Consider the following 19,934-nt stretch of genomic DNA (forward strand, 5'->3'; position numbering starts at 1 on the left):
ATTCTGAATGTAAAATCCTGTAGGGAGGCAATAAACGTGTTGGATGTATTAACTTGGATGGTAACAGCAGTGTCCGTCGTCGCAGTGGTTTTGATGGGAATTTTGGTAGTACAAATTTACAATGAAGACCATCCCTTAAATCAAAACCGTAAAGACACAGACTAAACCACGTAGCTCTGTAAGCGAACACGGCGAGCGGAGGGCGTCCTGGTCGCAAATCGTTCAATGGGTGCTTAGCGATGCCGCTACCCTTGCACCTCCCAGCTCGCTGCGTCCCAGACGCAGTTCGCCGCCGTAGATATGCACAATGTCCTGCACTACGGACAATCCAATCCCATGCCCGTGCACACCCTGGTCAGCTCGTACACCTCTTTGAATAACTTGTTTGATTTTCCGATCCGGTATTCCTAATCCATCGTCCTCCACAACGATCAGTATACCGTTTTCTGCCAACGGATTAGTTGTATCAGCTTCTCCCAAGCTAGAAATGCGGATAGCCACTTTGGAGTCACACCACTTAAAAGCATTGTCCAGTAAGTTTCCGGCTACTTCCATAAGATCGCCTTCATCCCCATGAAATACCGCACCCGAAGTCACTTTCACTTCCGTTATAACTTTTTTGCGGTTGTACACTTTCATCAAACTGTTAATAATTTTATGGACAACCACATCGACGTTGACCGGTGCGACTAAAGGTGTTTTCCCTGCTGCGGCCGCCCGTTGCAGTTGGTATTCCGTAATTTGATTCATGCGATCCAGTTGATCCTGAACCACTTGTTTCAATTCCGGCAAGTCCGTAGTTTTTTCTATTGTGCTTTGTAATACGGCTAGTGGTGTTTTCAAACTGTGTGCCAAATCACCCAGGGTATGCCGATAACGCTCCAAGTGCTCCTGTTGATGCCCCAACAATGCATTGAGGTTGTCCGTCAACCCCTTAAGATCAACCGGATACTCCCTTTGCAACAGCATTTGTCGACCTTGCTCGATAGCGGACAATTCAGCCGCCGCAGACTGCAACGGCGCCAAACCCCATTTGATAATTCCACCTTGCACCAAAAGAAACAGTAACCCAACTGCACATAACCAACCCCATAAATTGTATCTGAACGCGCTGATTTTTTTTCTAAACACGGTTAGGTCTTCCGCTACGCTGTATACATAACGTTGCGGATTCAGACTGTCATCCCAGGCAACCCCATGACTCAACATAGCAAAGGCTTTACCGTTCTGTTGTGATGTTGAGTAGGAAAAGTATCGCTCATTGCGCTGCAAATCCGCGATAAAACCCAGCTCTCCTGTGGCCAACGAACTGGAACGCCAGACAGGAGTCTTATCGCCCACTTGGCTGATTTGTGCATACAATTCCGGGCCTGCCAAAAAATATAAAGCTTCCGGCACCGGATCCGGCATATAAACACCCTGTTCTTTGACTTCTGTGGTGGCAATAAGAGCGTAAATTTGACCCGCCAAGCGGTCTTTTAGCGCTTCTTCAGTGGTTGAATAATAAGCCCGCTCCAAGGTCAAACCCACGAGCCCGAAAAAACTGATCAATACAATACTTGCTACAATCAGTACCCGAGCAGTTAAAGAGGGCATGTCAACCTTCTTGTCGATTGGTTGAGGGTGCTAAGGCAAAACGGTATCCGCGTCCTCGCAAAGTCTCGATGGGGTTGTATTTATCCTCCGGATCCAATTTACGTCGCAGCCTTCCAACAAACACCTCAATAACATTGCTGTCCCGGTCAAAATCCTGGTCGTAAATATGCTCGGTTAATTGCAGCTTTGAAACGACTTGCCCTGCATTTAACATTAAATATTCCAGAACGCGGTACTCGTACGCCGTTAGCTCCAATTCATTGGAATCAACAGATACCTGTTGTGTAGACGAATTCAAAGTCACCGGACCACAAGTAATGACGGAATGAGACCACCCGGCTGAACGGCGCAACAAGGCTTTGAGCCGAGCTAACAATTCTTCTATGTGAAAGGGTTTAACCATGTAATCGTCACCACCGGCTTCCAAACCTTCCACTTTATCCTGCCAACGATTTCGCGCTGTTAATATCAGGACAGGAAAATTTTTCCCTGCGGTCCGCAATTTGGTGATCAAATCAATACCGGATAAATTAGGCAAACCCAAGTCGATTATGGCAACGTCTATAGGATACTCCGATCCCAGATAGAAGCCCTCTTCTCCATCCTTAGCCCGATCCACCGCATAGCCCGCATCTTCCAAATTGGACACTAACTGCTCGAGTAAGGGAATTTCGTCTTCAACAACCAATACACGCATGCCATATCCTTCTTGTGATTTGGGAAATTATACTAAAAACTGAGGCCGTTGTTCTTGTAATATGGTCATTCAACCCGGCAAATAAAAAGCCGTATCACGTGAGTGATACGGCCTGGATTCTCACGAAGAATCGAATACCTTAAAATTAAAGGCCGAGGACGAAATCCACTAATTTTTCGATATTTTCGTCAGATACTCGGGGAGAGTAAGGAGGCATGGGTGTAGGACCCCAGTTTCCTTTACCGCCGGTTTTAACTTTTTTCAAAAGCTCACCTTTAGCGCCCGCGTTGCCTTTGTATTTAGCCGCAACGTCTTTCCAAGCGGGACCAACAATTTTCTTATCTACACTGTGGCAAGCCAAACAACCACTTTTCTTAGCCAGATCCAAGTCCGCGGCAGCTATTCCGGAAAAGAACATCGCAGCCAGACCAATAACGAAAACTCGCATCGCCATCCTCCAAAATTACAAAAATTAATATTTGATTAAAATCAGAGCGAACTGTATCGCAGTTAGACTGAATACAAACTGAACAAAATGATCAAGAAGTAACCCGATCGTATGAGTCGGATTAGCGAGCAGATTAGATTTTTTATTGAATTACAATAGCTTGCTGTAGGGATTATGCAATCCCTACAATTTGTGAATTTTTCAGCTATCGCGCTTGTCTTTAAAGCGTTTCACATCCATTTCCCGGCCCATATGTACCACGCCTTCATGAACAGCGCCTTCGGCAATGGCCAAATATTGACTGCGAATGGTTCCAACCACGTGGGCAGTAGAAATTATTTCCATTTTTTCTCTGGCGACCACGTCACCTTCCACTTTTCCGGCAATTAGAATGTGATCGGCGATAACATTCCCCTGCCAATGGCCGGATTCGCCCACCACCAAGGTGCCCTCTATGTCACAGTCGCCCCTAACATGGCCTAGGATTAAATAGTGGCCACGACCACCGATGTTGCCTGAAAATTCGGCTTCTGCACCAAATGTAGTGGTAAATCCATCGGCTTTATCAAGCGTCCGGCGCCCTTTTGACTGCCCCAAATTAAGTGCTAACTCTTTCATTCTGGCGAATACCTTTGAAACACCAAACTGCAATTCGTACCGCCAAATCCAAAACTATTGGAAAGTACCGTTTGCAGATTTGCATTATCGATTCGTTTCACGGCTATTGGCATATTCTGTGCTTGTTCATCCAGTACATTTATGTGAGCGGATTCACAAATAAAGTCCTTTTCCAACATCAGTAACGAATAAATTGCTTCGTTTACGCCTGCCGCACCTAACGCATGCCCGGTCAATGATTTGGTGGAACTGATTTTCGGGATAGCGTCCCCAAACACTTCGGCAACTGCCTGCAATTCTTTAACGTCACCGATGGGTGTGCTGGTCCCGTGGGCATTAATATAATCGATAGGTGCATCTACATTCTGCAGCGCTTGCCTCATACAACGTATAGCCCCTTCTCCAGAAGGTTGTACCATGTCATAACCGTCGCAGGTAGCACCATACCCTACAACTTCCGCATATATTTTCGCACCGCGTTTTCTGGCGTGTTCCAATTCTTCCAATACCAGAACGCCTCCACCGCCGGAAATGACAAACCCGTCGCGGTCTGCATCAAATGCCCGTGAAGCCACACTGGGATTGTCGTTGTATTTGGAAGACAAGGCTCCCATGGCGTCAAACAACACTGTCAGACTCCAATGTACTTCTTCACCACCACCGGCAAAAATGATGTCCTGTTTTCCCATTTGAATCAGTTCATAACCATTGCCAATACAATGGGCACTGGTGGAACAGGCCGAACTGATGGAATAAGACACACCTTTGATTTTAAATGCCGTGCCCAAACACGCTGAGGTGGTACTGCCCATGGTACGTGGAACCATAAAGGGACCCACTTTACGCACACCTTTGGAGCGAAGAATATCGGCAGCTAAAACGGTATTTTCTGTGGAAGCACCACCGGAACCCACCACCAAGCCAGTGCGTTCATTAGAGACATGCTGAGTTTCCAGGCCGGCATCTTCAATGGCTTCTTGCATTGCCAAATAATTATATGCTGCCGCATCCCCCATAAAACGCAACAATTTTCGATCGATTAGTTCCGCAGTATTTAATTCGATTTTTCCGTGTACATGACTGCGAAACCCTAATTCTGCATATTCTTCACTGTGTGAAATGCCGGATCGCGTGTGATATAAAGAATCCGCGACCTCATTTTTATTATTGCCTATGCTGGAGACAACCCCCATGCCGGTAATTACAACGCGTTTCAATTGACTTTCCTTCTAAAATGCATCCGTTGATGTGAACAACCCAACCCGTAAATCCGTAGCGGCATATATTGGGTCACCATCCACTTCCATGACAGCGTCAGCGATCCCCATCACCAAACGCCGCATGATTACCCGCTTAATATCGATTCGATAGGTAATCAACTTATTTTTTGGCGTCACCTGCCCGGTAAATTTCACCTCGCCTGACCCTAAAGCCCGTCCCCGGCCTTCGCCTCCCAGCCACCCCAGGTAAAAACCCACCAATTGCCACATGGCGTCCACACCTAAACAACCGGGCATCACTGGATCACCTTGGAAATGGCACTCGAAAAACCAAAGATTCGGGTTTATATCCAATTCAGCTATGATCTGACCCTTGTTATATGCACCGCCGGTCTCATTAATACTGACGATACGGTCCAGCATTAGCATCGGAGGAGAAGGTAGTTGAGCGTTCCCCACCCCAAACAACTCTCCCCTGGCACAGCTTAATAACTCTTCGTAACTATAACTGTCTTTTTTCGGCATTATCTATAACACATTGTTAATTTTAATTTTTTCAGATTGTATTTAGCAATCCACCGGCGCATGAGAGACATGCGCGAGCTGGCTACAGTACCATAATAGGAATGGAATAACACCCCAGAGCCGCCTGAGGCGGGATTCTACCACTTTTTCTGCAATTTCTCGATTAATGAGAAGTGCCAGAGGGAGGCTGACTGTCGATGTCAGCAGGATCGGATCCCAAGCTTACCTCTTCCCCATCCCAAAACTTGTCGCCATCCGTATCCACAGCCACAGGATTGGTAAAATATTTTTTGACTTCTTCTGCATCACTTAATCCGTCGAAATCCGTGTCAATGAGCTGAGGATGCGTTCCTAAATGTATTTCCTCCTCATTACTAAGACCATCACCGTCCAAATCCTGGGAGACAGGAATGCTTTCCGGATCGGTAGGGTCTTTACCGTGACGTACTTCCACTCCATCGAAATAACCATCAGCATCCGTATCGCGCGCCAAGGGATTGGTTAAATATTCAACAATCTCCAGACCATCGGCCAAACCATCAGTATCCGTATCTATCCGTTGGGAATCGGTATGATGGATTCGGGCTTCATCAACATCACTGATGCCGTCTCCATCGCTGTCCACGGGTTGCACCGAAGCGCAATCCACCAGCAATAGCAGCATAGCTACGATGAGACAGGCATGCCTCTTGCGGCTCATGGTTGTAACACCGAAAATTCCTGCTCAGCTCTAGGACACACTACGACTGACTTCCAGTACATTGGGTAGATGTTCAATCTTGGTAAATACAGTACTGAGTTGTTCCACGTCACTGACCTCCGCTGTAAATTTCATGTAGGCCAGATGAGACTTTTTGTCGGTATGGGTATTCATTGACATCACATTTAAAGACGCATTCATTACGATGGACGTAATGTCGTGGAGCAAACCCGGCCGATCATAAGCACGTATCACCACGTCCACCAGGTACACACTATCGCTGGAACTACCCCAACTCACTTCGATAATGCGCTCTTTTTCTAATGATCGCAGCCGCAGTAAATTGCGACATTCGCTGCGATGGACTGTGACTCCCTGGCCTCTCGTGATGTAACCGCAAATGGCATCAAAGGGTACAGGTTTACAACAATTAGCCATCTTAGTAAGCAAATCCCCGACACCCATGATTTTAATATCACTTTGAGAGCCCGATTTGGATTTACGCTGCGGAAAATGGTGTGTCTGTTTTTGGAAGGGAGGAATACTTTCCTTCAGACTGTGTATAACCGTCGCCATGGTGACATCACCACGTCCTATCGCGGCATACAAATCATCTCGTTTGTTCAGTTTAAACCGTTGCAGCAACTTGTCGGTATCGGGAGCATGAATCGCCAGTCGATGCAGTTCTTTTTCAAACAGTAATTTACCCTCTTCCAGATTCTTGGAAAAATCCTGCTGTTTAAACCAACTTCTAATCTTGGCACGGGTCCTGGAACTGTTGACATAACCCAGATGTGGATTGAGCCAATCACGACTGGGCTTACTATGAGGAGAGGTAAGTATTTCCACTTGCTGGCCGTTTTGCAATTCCTGAGATATGGTAACAATTTTACCGTCCACTTTAGCACCACAATAATGATGCCCAACATCCGTATGTATGTGGTATGCAAAATCCAATGCAGTGGCGCCGCGAGGCAGATCCACAACTTTGCCTTTGGGCGTTAAAACGTATACCCTATCTTCAAATACTACCGCCTTGAAATCATCAATAAAGTCGGCTTCATCCGCTCCATCGTGATCCTCGTTTAACTCCAATAACTGTCTTAACCAAGCAATTTTCTCGTGATACTTAGCATCCTGACGGCCACCTTCCTTGTAACCCCAATGAGCTGCCACTCCGTATTCACAGTGTTGGTGCATATCGTAAGTTCGAATCTGTATTTCCAAAGTTTTATTGTCCGGCCCAATGACCGCTGTATGTAGCGATTGATACTCATTATCCTTGGGTGTCGCGATATAATCATCAAATTCACTTTTAATGGGACGCCAAATACTATGTACAATACCCAGTACTCCATAACAATCCGCTACAGAGTTAACCATCACCCGGGTGGCCCTGACATCAAAAAGATTTTCGAAATGCACCCCTTTGCGATGCATTTTTTTCCAAATGCTGTATATGTGTTTGGGCCTGCCGGTCACTTCTGCTTTGATGCCGGCAGAAACCAGCTCCTTGCGCAAAATATCAGTCACCTTGGCGATATAGGCTTCTCGATCCACCCGACGTTCCGCCAACATAGTAGCTACTTTCTGGTAAGCGCCTTCGTCCAGATAGCGAAAGCTCAGATCCTCCAGCTCCCACTTAATTTGCCATACACCCAATCGACTGGCCAGAGGCGCAAAAATATCCTGAGTTTCCTTCGCCAGGTGCACCCGCACCGGTTCGGCCACTAATTTTAAATTGCGCATAATATGTAAACGTTCGGCCAACTTAATCAGGACGACCCGAACATCTTCTGCCAATGCCAACAGCAGTTTGCGTACACTCTCCAATTGGCGCTTGTCATGGGATCTATCACTGGAGTGCAAATCATAGGCATCAACGATACGCATTTTGTCGATGCCACTCACCAGCCCCGCAACGTTATCGCCATACCGGGCTTGTATCTCTTCCAAGCTAATGGCAGAAACGTTCAATAATGCGTACAACAAAGTAGCCAGCTTGGTATCCCGGTCCATATGGATATGAGCCAGTATTTCCGTCACCATCAATCCGCGTAACAGTTCAGATTCGCCAAACAAGTGTTGTTGATGTTCTACTATTCCTTCCATAAGGGCGTAGACCTGAGTATAAAGAGCCGCCTCCTTGGTATCACCACCAGGATTAACGGTATTTAGCCAGGAAGGAAAATCGAATTGATCTAAAGATCCGGATTTTTTTGAAGAATGGCTGACCAATAAAGTGGTCCTTATCCAGGATTAGGTATTAACTACCATCCGTGTGGAAGTTTTTCATTGATCGTTATGGTTTTGTTTTCGATAGTTATATAACCACCAATACTCAGATCCTTTAGGATTCGACTCACCATTTCACGCGACGCTCCAACCATGCTGGCAATGTCTCTCTGAGTTAATTTTTGAGTGATGACCTGCACGCCATCGTGCGTTTCCGACATATCCAAGAGAGTTCGTGCGACCCTGCCGTAAACATCCATCAAAGCCAAGCTTTTCACGTTGTCGGTAAGGTTGCGTAAGCGCGCTGACAACCCTTTAATCACTTCCAGCGCAATACCTGGATTGGTTTTTAAACAGTCCTCAAATGCCGTTTTGGATAATACCGCCAATTTGCTGTCTTCCTGTGTCATTACGGAGGCAGACCGAGGAGACTCGTCCAGCAAGGCTAATTCGCCAAAATAATCGCCATCTTTGAGAATATTGATAATGATTTCCTTACCCTCATCATCGCTCAAATATACTTTTACTTTTCCGCTTAAAACGACATACATGGAATCAGAATCATCACCTTCAGATATGATGATGGTATTTCTGGGAAAACTTCGGATGGTTGCAAGCTCAGCGATCGCGTTACGATCAGCCTCAGGTAAACCTGAAAACAGAGATACATTACTCAACATTCCGCCACCCTCCATGCATTAACCTCTTCAGTCGTTGCCATTTGCCGTCTACCGTTACAATCCATAAGACCAAAAACCATCGGCTATTATAGAGGAATCTATTTTGCAATAGGAAATAAAATTGAAATAATTTTTCTAATCTGTTATTTGGATATTACACGTCGACGTTATCGTCTAACTATATAATCGATCAAGCCGGCTCTAAACACAAATCTGAAATAATGTGACGATTTCTGCCGCTATTTTTTGCTTGGTATAAAGCCCGATCCGCCATCTCAATTAAATCATCCGGAGACGCCAGCTCACTGGCAACCCGGCAGGCAATCCCCATGCTGATCGTGACACAGTCCGACACCGGTGAAAATTCGTGAGGAATACGCATTTCATTTACCACTTTCTGTAGCTGAGTTGCAATTTTTGTTGCCCCATCTATGTCTGTGTTGGGTAATACTACAGAAAACTCTTCCCCCCCATAACGCGCCACCAAATCAGCAGGCCGATGTACCGCCTGTTGCAAACATTTGGCAACACGGCAAATGCAATCATCACCCCGTAAATGGCCATAGTTGTCGTTATAGTTTTTGAAATAGTCGATATCAATCAGCAACAATGAAATGGGATTTTTTTCCCGAAAAGAGCGTAAACACTCTTTGCGGATAAAGGTATCAAATCGTCGGCGGTTCGCAATGCCGGTTAAACCATCCTGGCAGGTTAACTTTTGCAATTCCGCATTACTGATTTCCAGTTGTTTTTGCAAATGTCCCAGCTCTTCAAAAGCCGCATCTCTTTCGCATTGAATCAGGTAATTCTTAGTATGAGCTCTTATCCGGGCAATCAGCTCGATTTTATCCGGTAGTTTTACCAAATAGTCACTGGCACCCCGCTCGAAGGCCAAACTTTTATCGTGCGGATCTTCCTTGGTGGAGAGAATAATGACGGGCACGTTTTCCAATTGTTCGATCTGACGGTATTTTCGAATCAAGGCATAACCATCGTCACCCGGCATGATCAAATCTTGTAGAATGATGGTCGGTCTGACCGAGATGGCCGTTTGAATGGCTTTTGAGGAATCGCTACAGGAATGAAAGATGATGTCTTTTTCATTTACCAGCATGCGCCGAATCGCTTCGACTACCATGGGCTGGTCATCTACTAACAGGACTACAGAAATTTTATCTGTCGTTGACTTCACTATCATTATAATGTCGTATTCGCCTAAATCTCCAGTCTGTCCCTGATACAAATTCCCGCTGTTACTTCATTATCCATAGGTCTGGCCATATAGTATAGCTGTTTCTGCGCTTTCCTACGGAATTACTCCAATTTTCGCTCGGTTTTTATTAATTCACCATATTTTTCATAGAGTTAACAAAAAAGCCCATACCGTTAAAAATAGTCCAAAAGAAAAATGTAGGAAATCCGCGTAAGTACCCCCCCCTTCATTTGACTTACAAAGTGTACAGCGTAATTTACAGTCCAACCGGTGCCCCGATGAGATCCTTTACAGCCTCTATCAGCAACTTATCTTGGAAGCTACCTTTGGCAATGTAGTAGTCAGCACCGGCCTGCAAACCCCGTACTCGATCCTCGCTGCGATCCTTGTAGGAAATAATCATCACCGGTATTTTTTGTAAACGCGTATCGGCTTTCAGCGATTGCACCAGTTCAATTCCATCCATACGCGGCATATCCACATCGGTTATCACCAAATCAAATCTGGAACGCCTTAAGGTATTCCACCCATCCACACCGTCCACAGCTAATTCGACCTCATAACCCACTGCTATCAGCAGATTCTTCACCAACTCACGCACCGTTAAAGAATCATCCACAAACAAAATTCGTTTGCGTGCCGGAAGATAGCTCGAATACTTTTCTACGGAAAACGGCGCACCCGAGGCTCTATGAATCGTCACCTCGGTGGACCGAAAAAAATCATCCATATCGATGATCAATATGGGTCTGCCTTGTTCTGATAGAGCAGCAGCGGTAACGTCCTGGATCTTGCCAAGACAGGGATCTAAGTTTTGCACGGACAACTCTTTCTGTCCTAACAGGCGCTCCACCAAAACACCGTATAAGTTGTGACCTTGACCGATGACCACAATGTGTAAATCATCGCTGCCATAAAAAGTTGAATCCAATTCCAACACCGCAGACGCCGGCACTACATCAATGACTTGATCATTCAGCATCACGCACTGGCGACCCTCCTGCGTTTTGAGCTCGGTGGCAGCTACCGTCATCAAACGAGTAACGCGGGATAAAGGAAAAGCATATAACTCTCCCGCTATTTCAGCCACCACTGCCGATATCACCGATTTGGTCAGAGGTATTTGAATGGAAACCTTCATCCCTTTGTCGGTAACGCTGGTAGTCGCCAAAGTTCCCTTCAGATCATGAATAATGGCTCGAACAACATCCAAGCCCACCCCCCTGCCCGATATCTCTGTTACCTCGCCTCTGGTACTGAAATTGGGCAAATACATAAATTCATACAGTTCGGCTTCGCTCATTTCCTCTAAAATTTCACCAGAGGACAATCCCTTACTTAAAATATTTTGCTTCAACAACGATAAGTCCACCCCCTGCCCATCGTCTTCCACAGAAACGTGCAGTACGGCACCTATGTGTCCTGCCTTGATATTCACCTTGCCTTCGGAATTTTTGTTTTTTTGCTGCCTGTCTTGAGGATGCTCTATACCGTGGTCAATCGCGTTTCGTACTAAATGTGTCAATGGGGACTTTATTTTCTCCAAGATTTCTCTGTCCACTGGTGTATCCAAACCCTGGATCGTCAATTTAACTTTTTTCCCCAAGGACCGCGCTAAATCTCTTGCTGTTCGCTCTAGTCCCTGAACACTATCGGAAAAAGGGCGCATGCGAGTGGACACCAATTCATTGTAGACACGGCTGGACAAGTAGCCACTCTTTCGATCAAACTCTTCCAGATCCTCAATCCGTTCACTAAGTGTATTACGACACTCAATAAGCTTCATTTGAGCTTCCAACAGCAAAGCCATATTACGTTCAGATACCCGATCAACCTGTAAACCATCACGTAGTTTATCCATAACGGTCGAAACTTCACCGTAGCGCTTTCGTAATTGCTGCATGGCATTGGACACAGGCCTGATTCTTTGAGTCTCTATGAGCAATTCACTGGACAACCCCATGAGCTTGGTCAACCGGTCTGCGTTTATTCTTAGTAACTTTTCCGGCGCCCGCGAGGGTGTTTCAGAACGCGAACCCAATTTTGCAGCTACCGTCGTCGCTACTTTGACTGCGGTCGTTTGAGTTTTATTCTTTTGTGTTTTTGTCTTTTGGGTGTTGGACTTCTTGGGATTCACTTTGGGATTGGTTTTAGCTTTTGCTTTCGAGCTTTTTTTGGTCCCGACTTTGGTTAACGCCACACTATCGCCGGACTTAATGCTTCGGTATACAGAATCCAGTTGACAGTCCAGTTCTGCCAGTTGCGGTTCAAGTGATTGCAGCTTAGACACTAACTCATCTTGAGAATCGGAAACAAGATTCATCAAATCCACCGCTTGCAGTAACACATCAATACTTTCGCTGCTTAGCTGCGTCCGATCCTTCATAGCGACAACAAAACAATCCTCCATTTTATGAGCAATATTAACCAGCTCATCCAGACCGATAATCCTGGCTGCCCCTTTAATGGAATGAGAGGCACGCATCAATTTTTCCATATTGGATTTTGAATATGGCGTATCCTCCAAACCGATCAGCCCCTGGGACAGAACTCCGGTTTGGTTTTCCAATTCCAGGCAAAACAACTCCTGCATGGAGTATTCGGACAAGTCCTTATTCATAAACACCACTTATGTGATCACGGATATTGGCAGCAAGCGCGGACTCGTCCAATAATAAACAGGGTCGGTTGGCAACATCCATGGTTCCCTTTAATAAGGCGGTATTTATAGTGGCGCTCTCCACCGTCTTTAGGTTGGCCGAATCCACCCTATACACACCGCCAATTTCATTGGTTTGAAATACATAGTTTGAACCATAGAAAGATACCAGCATATTCCTGTCTGTCTGGGTTGACTTAAATTCATTCAATCCAAGAAAGCGACTTAAACACACCGAAACATAGAGTACCCCGCTGACGTTGGTCAGCTTTAAACCGGACTCAGCTGTTTTATGCGGTATTTTATGAGTGTAGCCTACCGGGCTGATTTGAGAATAAATGAGTGTCGGCAAGGCTAACCAAACATCACCCAGCCTGAACGTCAGAATCGATAAATCCGTTTTATCGATTTCTTTTTTGATTTGGGCAATCTGATCCGTCCAATAAGCCAGCTCCCCGTCCATCACTGCCTTTTCAAACAGGGTTCTACCGGCTTTTTTAAACACATCGCAATTGCGACAATGAATAACCTGTGCGAGTTTGTCACAGCGCGGTTGGTGGTGAGTGCCCCATACACCAACGGTTGACCAGCAGTTGGTAGTAACGCTCGGGTCTTCCGACATGGTTATCCCCTTTTGCTAGGTGCTACACCCAACTTCAATCAGACAATGATATTCAACTGCTGTTGGAGCTGCGATTTCTAACCCGATTGACCCGACGACTGTAGGCCATGACAGCATCATGGTCGCCATACTTTTTCGAGATCCCTAATGCCAGCGACAAAGCCGCTTCGTGGTTGGGGTCCAAATAAATGGCCTTTTTTAAATTTTTCATCGCCAATTCATCTTCGCCCTGAAAATTCTTAATCAAACCTAACAGGTAATAGGCTTGGGCGCTCTCCGGTGTGTGCTGCAAAAATTCCTGGCATACACCACCTGCTTCAATGTAGCGACCTTGGTACACCATGCGCTCTGCGGGCAATAAGGACCGAAGCTTGGGTTTATCCGGCTTTGGTGTTTTTGTCAGCGGCTGCGCACTGGAAGAAATAGAATCAATTATTTTAGCCCAATCTCGCTCACGAATTTGATTGCCTCTGCTCTTCAGAAAAGCCCTACATGAGCCGTTTTTCTTAAAAGCAAAAGCGTTGTGATCGGGAAGTTGACTAAATTGTTCAGAAGAAACCAATGCGGACTCCGCGTGCCCCACAAACATCAACCCTTGATCCATCAAACAGTGGTAAAGCTTGTTAATAATGGTTTTCTGGTCATCCCGATCAAAATAAATCAAACCGTTTCTGCAAAACACCACGTCATAAAATTGCTCTTTCAATGAATCCGTTAATAAATTTCCGGTAGAAAAATTCACTTGTTTTTTGATCAAACTGACCAGGTGATATCCATCTTCGCGTTGAAAAAAATAATTGCGGATCAAGCTGGGATCCACGTCCCGGAAAGAGTTTTTGGAATAACAACCCGCAAGGGCGGTATTGACCGAACGACGGCTAATATCAATAGCATCGATGTGAACCAGCTCAGCCGGAATACCGGCCTCTCGCAGCGTGATAGCCACAGAATAAGGCTCTTCACCGCTGGAACAGGGCACACTGAGAATGCGGACAGGTCTGAATGCAGAACATTGTGGTAAAAGCTCGCTGACAACATGATTCGCCAAGGCCTGGAATTGGGCCTGATTACGAAAAAACCAGGTTTCTGTAACAACAATTTCCTCAATAAGGCGTTTTAATTCCGTGTCACTGCTCTGGATCAGGCGTGAATATACATTGATGGTGTCAATTTTATGCAAAGCCATACAATGGGTCACTGCTCGACGAATGCTGGACTCACCAATGGAACCGGGGTTTAAACCGATTTTCGTTTTTAATAAATCGACTATAACTTCCATGACTGCAACTGTTTCTGCACGGCGACGGGCAAAACCCGCCGCACTAAATTTGATTTTCTCGAATTATACACTGACTCATTTCTTTACAACAAACTTGGACACCGCAGACTGCAAGGAATAAGCGGCACCGTTTAAGGCCTCAATGGCAAAAGTGGATTGCTGTATCGACGCCACGGCTTGCTGGGCTGATTCGTTAAGCTGGGACATAGCCTGTTTGATTTGCTGTGCCCCCTGAGACTGAAAATGCATACCTTGTTGCACATTTTCAAATTTTGGCGTTACGGTCTGTACTTCTTCAATTATTTGCGCCAGTTGTGTCGCAACCTGATTCACATCCTCAACGCTGGTACGCACTTGGTGGGAAAAATTTTCCATACTCAACACCCCCGAGGATACTGCGGTTTGCATCTCACGCACCATCTGCTCAATATCCAAGGTAGCCACTGCGGTTTGATCCGCGAGACGGCGAATTTCAGTGGCCACGACTGAGAATCCCAGGCCATATTCACCCGCTTTTTCTGCTTCTATGGCGGCATTTAAGGACAAGAGATTGGTCTGATCCGCCACCTTGGTTATAGTAGTGACTACGCTATTGATGTTCTTGGCTTTTTCATTAATGATCTCAAATTTGGAAGCAATGGAGCCTGCCGCATCAACAATCTGTTGCATTGTGGTCTCCATTCGTCCCAACTCATCGTGTCCATGAGCTGCTGAATTCCGGGTGCGTTCCGCTACCTCCCCTACTTCATCCATGGCGTTGACCAATTCCTTGGTGGTGGTATAAATAGCGGTGGCGGTATTGGTGATTTGATTGGTGGTAGCGGCTTGCTCCGACACCGCTTGTTCCTGTTGTTTTGCTGTGGCACTCATTTCCGTCGCCGATGTGGTTACTTGCAAGCCTGAACGTTGTACTTGGGAAACCAGAGAATTGAGATTACCCACCATAAGTTGAACACCACTGGCCAGTTTACCAATGGCATCTTCGCCGGTTACCTTGACCACCCCGGTTAAATCCCCTCCGGCAGCCCGGCTCACCACATTGAGAATATTGTCGACCTTGTTTTCCAGAATCTCCACCTCACTGCGCTTCTGCTCGATGGAATCCCGGGTATTGTCGATCATAATTTGTAATCCGCCGGCCAGTTCACCGATTGCATCTTCGCCGCTGATTTTAATACGCTTACTAAAATCACCTTCGGTTACCCGACTAACCACACTTAATAACTGATCCACTTTCATGCGCAAGTCTTCCGCCGCTTCATGCTCTCGCGCGGTGATGGCGTTGACATTGTCGGCCATATGGTTAAAAGAACTGGCCAATTCACCAATTTCATCGTTGGAGGCTACTCGCGCTCGGACCTGACTATCACCTTGTGCCCGTTTGTTCACAACCCCAATCAGCATGGTGAGCGGGTTGATAATCCAGGTTTTCAACAAAAAATTCACCAGAATCAAACCAATAATAAAAAACAAAAGATTGAAGATGACACTGGTCCAACCTTCTTTACGCACCGCATGGTCCACGTTTTCCAAGGAATAACTGACACGAATTGCACCATTGATGCTGCCGGAAGGGACGTTATGGCACTTGAGGCAATTGACGCCGCGGGTGTTTTCCGTTGCCCGAAACGGCGTTAACACCGTTAGACGCCGGGGTTCTTTGGTTTCGTCAATTTGCTGAATTTCTTCTCCCAACAAAGCGCGTCGATCCAGCTCATCTTGGGGCTGTTCCTCGGGATAACCGGGCCCGAATTGCCCCTGTACCGGTTCACCGCGGACGACACGCGCTTCCAGCACCTCCGAACGGGCCAGCATTTTATTGCGCAAAATACTACGCTGATCCATCGTGCCTGTAAGCATCATGGTATTAAGGCTGTCGAAATAGAGGGTGGTAATTTCGTAAACTTGGTTACGCGTGGCCTCCATCAAACGATCACGTTCGTGGGTCACAGCGAAAAAAGTCACAATAAACAAAACCAGCAGGAAGGTCATCCCCACTGTCACATTTACTTTAGAACGTAAAGACAGGGAAAACTTGGCAGATTTTGTCACCATAAAAACCGAATTTTGTTCTTTTTGGGTTACGCAACAGGCTATCACTATAGCCTAAATATGCGATAGGACAAAATCCGCCGATTTTCCCGCGCCGAAAAAATGGCATTACGACAGAGAGTTAATCTCCGCCCCATTTCAATTACTTTTTATATGGTTAATTGCCGCCGGGAGTAAGACACAACATTATGCAATCCCCTTCCAATTTAACTGCAAACCGCTGCGCACAACCCACATCCGGTCCTTTAGCTTCCCCATCATCCAAACCTAAAACCCAGTTATGCAGGGGGCAGGTTACGCTTCGTCCATGCACTATGCCTTGGGACAACTTCCCCCCTTTGTGAGGACATTGGTCGCGTAAGGCAAACACCTCGTCCTTGCTGTTTCTAAATATGGCAATATCACCCTCATCGGTGTTGATGACACGTGCACCCAGCATGGGTATGTCATCCAGTTTTCCCACGTATATCCAATCCAATTTTTCTTCAGCATACATCTTTGATTTCACCCTAATTTCATCAATGGTACGAATTCCTGAGTCTCTACCCCACCGCCGGCGCGCTCCGACCAAGGATCTTTTTGTACTATCCTTTGTGACTCCAGAAAGCGCTCTGCCAGGGCCTTTCGCGTAGCTGCATCATCCACCACCTGCTGTTTCACAAAGCTCAAACCTACTCGCTCTATCCAGGGTGCGGTGCGTTCCAGGTAATTGGCATTTTCCCTGTACAATTGGATGAAAGCACTGCAATACTCCATCACTTCCGCTTCGGTTTGTACTTTACACAGCAAATCCGTGGCCCGAACTTTCACCCCTCCATTACCACCCACATGAAGCTCCCAGCCGGACTCCACCGCCACCACCCCAAAGTCCTTGATGGTGGCTTCAGCGCAATTACGGGGACAACCGGAAACCGCCATCTTAAACTTATGAGGCATCCAGGAACCCCAGCTCATGCGTTCCAACTCAACCCCCATAGTGGTGGAATCCTGAGTACCAAAACGACACCATTGACTGCCCACACAGGTTTTCACGGTTCTAAGGGCCTTGCCATAAGCGTGTCCCGAAACCATTCCTGCGGCGTTGAGATCCGCCCACACCGCTGTGAGCTGTTCCTTGGGGACCCCAAACAAATCGATACGCTGCCCCCCGGTAACCTTCACTTCCGGTATCTTAAACTTATCCACCACATCGGCGATGGCGCGCAATTCGGTGGGATTGGTCAGTCCACCCCACATTCTGGGTACCACGGAAAAGGTACCGTCTTTTTGGATATTGGCATGGGCTCTTTCGTTAATAAATCGAGATTGAGGATCGTCCTTTGCTTCCGCCGGCCAGTAAGCCAGTACATAATAATTTATTGCCGGCCGACACGTGGCACAACCATCAGGCGTCTTCCATTCCAGGAAATCCATTACCTGGCGCACTGATGTCAAATGCTGCGCTCGAATGCTGTTGCGCAAAGCTTCATGGGTGAACTCTGTACATTTACATACCGCTTTTTCTTTCGGAGCAGCCGAGTAATCCCCGCCAAGGGTTGAAGCCAGGATCTGTTCCACTAATCCGGTACAGGAACCGCAGGAGCCGGATGCTTTGGTGTGCGCCCGAACATCATCCACAGTAAATAAGCCCTTCTCTACAATGCTGTTAACAATCGTCCCTTTGCACACACCATTACAGCCACAAACTTCCATGGAATCATCCATAGCCATGGCCGCATTTTTTCCGCCATGCCCCGAATCACCCAAGTGCGACTGCCCCAACATGAGTTGCTGCCGAAAATCGCTGACATCGGTTCCATCACGCATTAGTTGAAAATACCAGGCACCGTCTATGGTATCGCCATATAAGACCGCACCTGACAGTTTGTTATTTTTCAAAATGAGCTTCTTATAGACCCCGGCTGCCGCATCCTGCATTACAATGGACTCAGTGCTGTCGTCACCGGTAAAATCACCGGCAGAAAACAAATCCACACCGGTTACTTTGAGCTTTGTGGACGTTAAAGATCCGATGTAACGAGAGTAACCCAGATTCGCCAGATGATTGGCACAGACTTTAGCCTGTTCAAATAAAGGAGCAACCAATCCATAGGTGGCACCACGATGCTGCACACATTCTCCGACTGCATAAACGCGCGGATCAAATGTTTGCATGGTGTCATTAACCACAACACCTCGATCACAATAAATCCCGGCACTCTGCGCCAAGCTGATATTGGGGCGAATACCCACTGCCATAACAACCAAGTCAGCCGCAATTTCTGAACCGTCGGTAAAACGAACTCCTTTAACCCGGTATTCGCCAACGATAGCTGCTGTTTGTGTTGCGGTTAAAAATTGCAGGCCTTGTTGTTGCAGGTGCTTTTGTAACATTGCCCCGGCCTGTTCATCCAGCTGCCGCTCCATGATGGTCTGCTCCAAATGTACCACGGTAACATGCATGCCCTGACGCATTAAGCCATGTGCCGCCTCCAAACCCAGCAATCCGGCACCGATAACAACGGCATGCTTATAGGTCTTTGAGTAATCCATCATATTCAAAACATCTTTAATGTCTCGAAAAGTAAGCACCCCGGGTAAATCATGACCGGGCATAGGGATGACAAACGGGGTTGAACCGGTAGCCAGCAGCAAACGATCGTAGTCGTAGGCACGGCCGTCAGCACCGATCACCGCCCGTTGTTTGCGATCAATGCGATCGATCCGGGTTCCCTTATGTAAGGTGACATTATTGTCTTTATACCATTGCTCCGTATTGAGTATGATATCGTCAATTTGTTTTTCTCCGGACAATACCGGCGACAACAGAATGCGATTGTAATTACCGTAAGGCTCTTCACCAAATACACTGATATCATATTGATCCGGCGCGAGACTGAGCAATTCCTCTATGGTCCTCATCCCCGCCATGCCGTTGCCGACCAGCACCAGTTTTTCTTTCATGTACACTCCCCTGCAATGGAATCTGCGGCAACTCAATCAATCCGAGTTACCTTACTTTATCTCTAGTGGGAGCAACCCTTGTGCCACCTTCTCAATAGACAATTTTTCACGTAATTACAGTACGTTAAGAGATTTTCTTCAATCCAGGGATTTACATGGAGTGCACCAGTAAAGTGCACCGATTGTGGCGCTGCTCCAGGATGGAGCCGTAGGAAAGCCAATAAAAACGGAAACCGTATCTGATAAAGAAATGACAATACGCTAAGACTGAGGTGATAAGCATTTGCTTATTGGCATCTACCATGACTACAGCCCCTAATACAGGGAAAAAGCAATAACAACGAGCAATAACAATGGAGGCCTGCCGATGTTCAACAAACGTGGTTTCGTCATAACGATATTATTAGCATTCTGCCAACACAACAGCTACGCTGAAGTCGCGGAGAC

At 46.6% G+C, this 19,934-nt stretch carries 17 protein-coding genes; 1 reads left to right on the plus strand and 16 read right to left on the minus strand.

Translation table 11 applies throughout. The features are described from left to right. Positions 1–36: 36 nt before the first annotated feature. On the plus strand, positions 37–165 hold the full coding sequence (locus tag OEY58_14285) for a hypothetical protein (GenBank protein ID MDH5326620.1): 129 nt from the start codon (positions 37–39) through the stop codon (positions 163–165). Positions 166–222: 57 nt separating this feature from the next. Here OEY58_14285 and OEY58_14290 read toward each other — a convergent pair whose 3' ends face one another. From OEY58_14290 to nirB, 16 genes are all read right to left on the minus strand, one after another. Further along, positions 223–1,596 (minus strand): ATP-binding protein, encoded by a 1,374-nt coding sequence (locus OEY58_14290; protein MDH5326621.1) that lies wholly within the window; start codon positions 1,594–1,596, stop codon positions 223–225. A 1-nt stretch (position 1,597) separates the two neighbouring features. Next, complete coding sequence (locus tag OEY58_14295; protein MDH5326622.1) at positions 1,598–2,293, minus strand: response regulator transcription factor; 696 nt, start codon at positions 2,291–2,293, stop codon at positions 1,598–1,600. Positions 2,294–2,438: 145 nt separating this feature from the next. Further along, positions 2,439–2,747, minus strand: coding sequence for a c-type cytochrome (locus tag OEY58_14300; GenBank protein ID MDH5326623.1), 309 nt, complete (start codon positions 2,745–2,747; stop codon positions 2,439–2,441). 195 nt (positions 2,748–2,942) lie between these two features. Further along, positions 2,943–3,359, minus strand: a complete 417-nt coding sequence (locus tag OEY58_14305) for a polymer-forming cytoskeletal protein (GenBank protein MDH5326624.1) — start codon at positions 3,357–3,359, stop codon at positions 2,943–2,945. Beyond that, positions 3,356–4,576, minus strand: a complete 1,221-nt coding sequence (fabB, locus tag OEY58_14310; GenBank protein ID MDH5326625.1) for a beta-ketoacyl-ACP synthase I — start codon at positions 4,574–4,576, stop codon at positions 3,356–3,358. The genes OEY58_14305 and fabB overlap by 4 nt, the downstream gene beginning before the upstream one ends. Positions 4,577–4,588: 12 nt before the next feature. After that, entirely contained in the window at positions 4,589–5,104 is a 516-nt protein-coding gene (gene fabA / locus OEY58_14315) for a 3-hydroxyacyl-[acyl-carrier-protein] dehydratase FabA (protein MDH5326626.1), read from the minus strand. 163 nt (positions 5,105–5,267) lie between these two features. Then, a complete protein-coding gene (locus OEY58_14320; GenBank protein MDH5326627.1) occupies positions 5,268–5,804 on the minus strand; it encodes a hypothetical protein in 537 nt (178 codons plus the stop codon). A gap of 30 nt (positions 5,805–5,834) precedes the next feature. After that, positions 5,835–8,042 (minus strand): GTP diphosphokinase, encoded by a 2,208-nt coding sequence (relA, locus tag OEY58_14325; GenBank protein ID MDH5326628.1) that lies wholly within the window; start codon positions 8,040–8,042, stop codon positions 5,835–5,837. Between the two features lie 32 nt (positions 8,043–8,074). After that, positions 8,075–8,719 carry a Crp/Fnr family transcriptional regulator gene (locus tag OEY58_14330; GenBank protein MDH5326629.1) on the minus strand — a complete coding sequence of 215 codons (645 nt, stop codon included), beginning with the start codon at positions 8,717–8,719 and terminating at the stop codon, positions 8,075–8,077. Positions 8,720–8,909: 190 nt separating this feature from the next. Continuing rightward, on the minus strand, positions 8,910–9,917 hold the full coding sequence (locus tag OEY58_14335; GenBank protein MDH5326630.1) for a diguanylate cyclase: 1,008 nt from the start codon (positions 9,915–9,917) through the stop codon (positions 8,910–8,912). Between the two features lie 271 nt (positions 9,918–10,188). Continuing rightward, complete coding sequence (locus tag OEY58_14340) at positions 10,189–12,552, minus strand: response regulator (protein MDH5326631.1); 2,364 nt, start codon at positions 12,550–12,552, stop codon at positions 10,189–10,191. Continuing rightward, complete coding sequence (locus tag OEY58_14345) at positions 12,545–13,213, minus strand: chemotaxis protein CheW (protein MDH5326632.1); 669 nt, start codon at positions 13,211–13,213, stop codon at positions 12,545–12,547. Before OEY58_14345 ends, OEY58_14340 begins: the two co-directional genes overlap by 8 nt. 52 nt (positions 13,214–13,265) lie before the next feature. Further along, entirely contained in the window at positions 13,266–14,492 is a 1,227-nt protein-coding gene (locus OEY58_14350) for a hypothetical protein (protein ID MDH5326633.1), read from the minus strand. A gap of 75 nt (positions 14,493–14,567) precedes the next feature. Next, a complete protein-coding gene (locus tag OEY58_14355; protein ID MDH5326634.1) occupies positions 14,568–16,547 on the minus strand; it encodes a methyl-accepting chemotaxis protein in 1,980 nt (659 codons plus the stop codon). 154 nt (positions 16,548–16,701) lie between these two features. After that, complete coding sequence (gene nirD, locus OEY58_14360; protein ID MDH5326635.1) at positions 16,702–17,040, minus strand: nitrite reductase small subunit NirD; 339 nt, start codon at positions 17,038–17,040, stop codon at positions 16,702–16,704. An 8-nt stretch (positions 17,041–17,048) separates the two neighbouring features. Then, positions 17,049–19,487: a nitrite reductase large subunit NirB gene (gene nirB, locus OEY58_14365; GenBank protein MDH5326636.1), complete on the minus strand. Its 2,439-nt coding sequence runs from the start codon at positions 19,485–19,487 to the stop codon at positions 17,049–17,051. Positions 19,488–19,934 lie beyond the last annotated feature (447 nt).

This window comes from Gammaproteobacteria bacterium, from assembly GCA_029882975.1.
Classification (GTDB): domain Bacteria; phylum Pseudomonadota; class Gammaproteobacteria; order SZUA-152; family SZUA-152; genus JAJDNG01.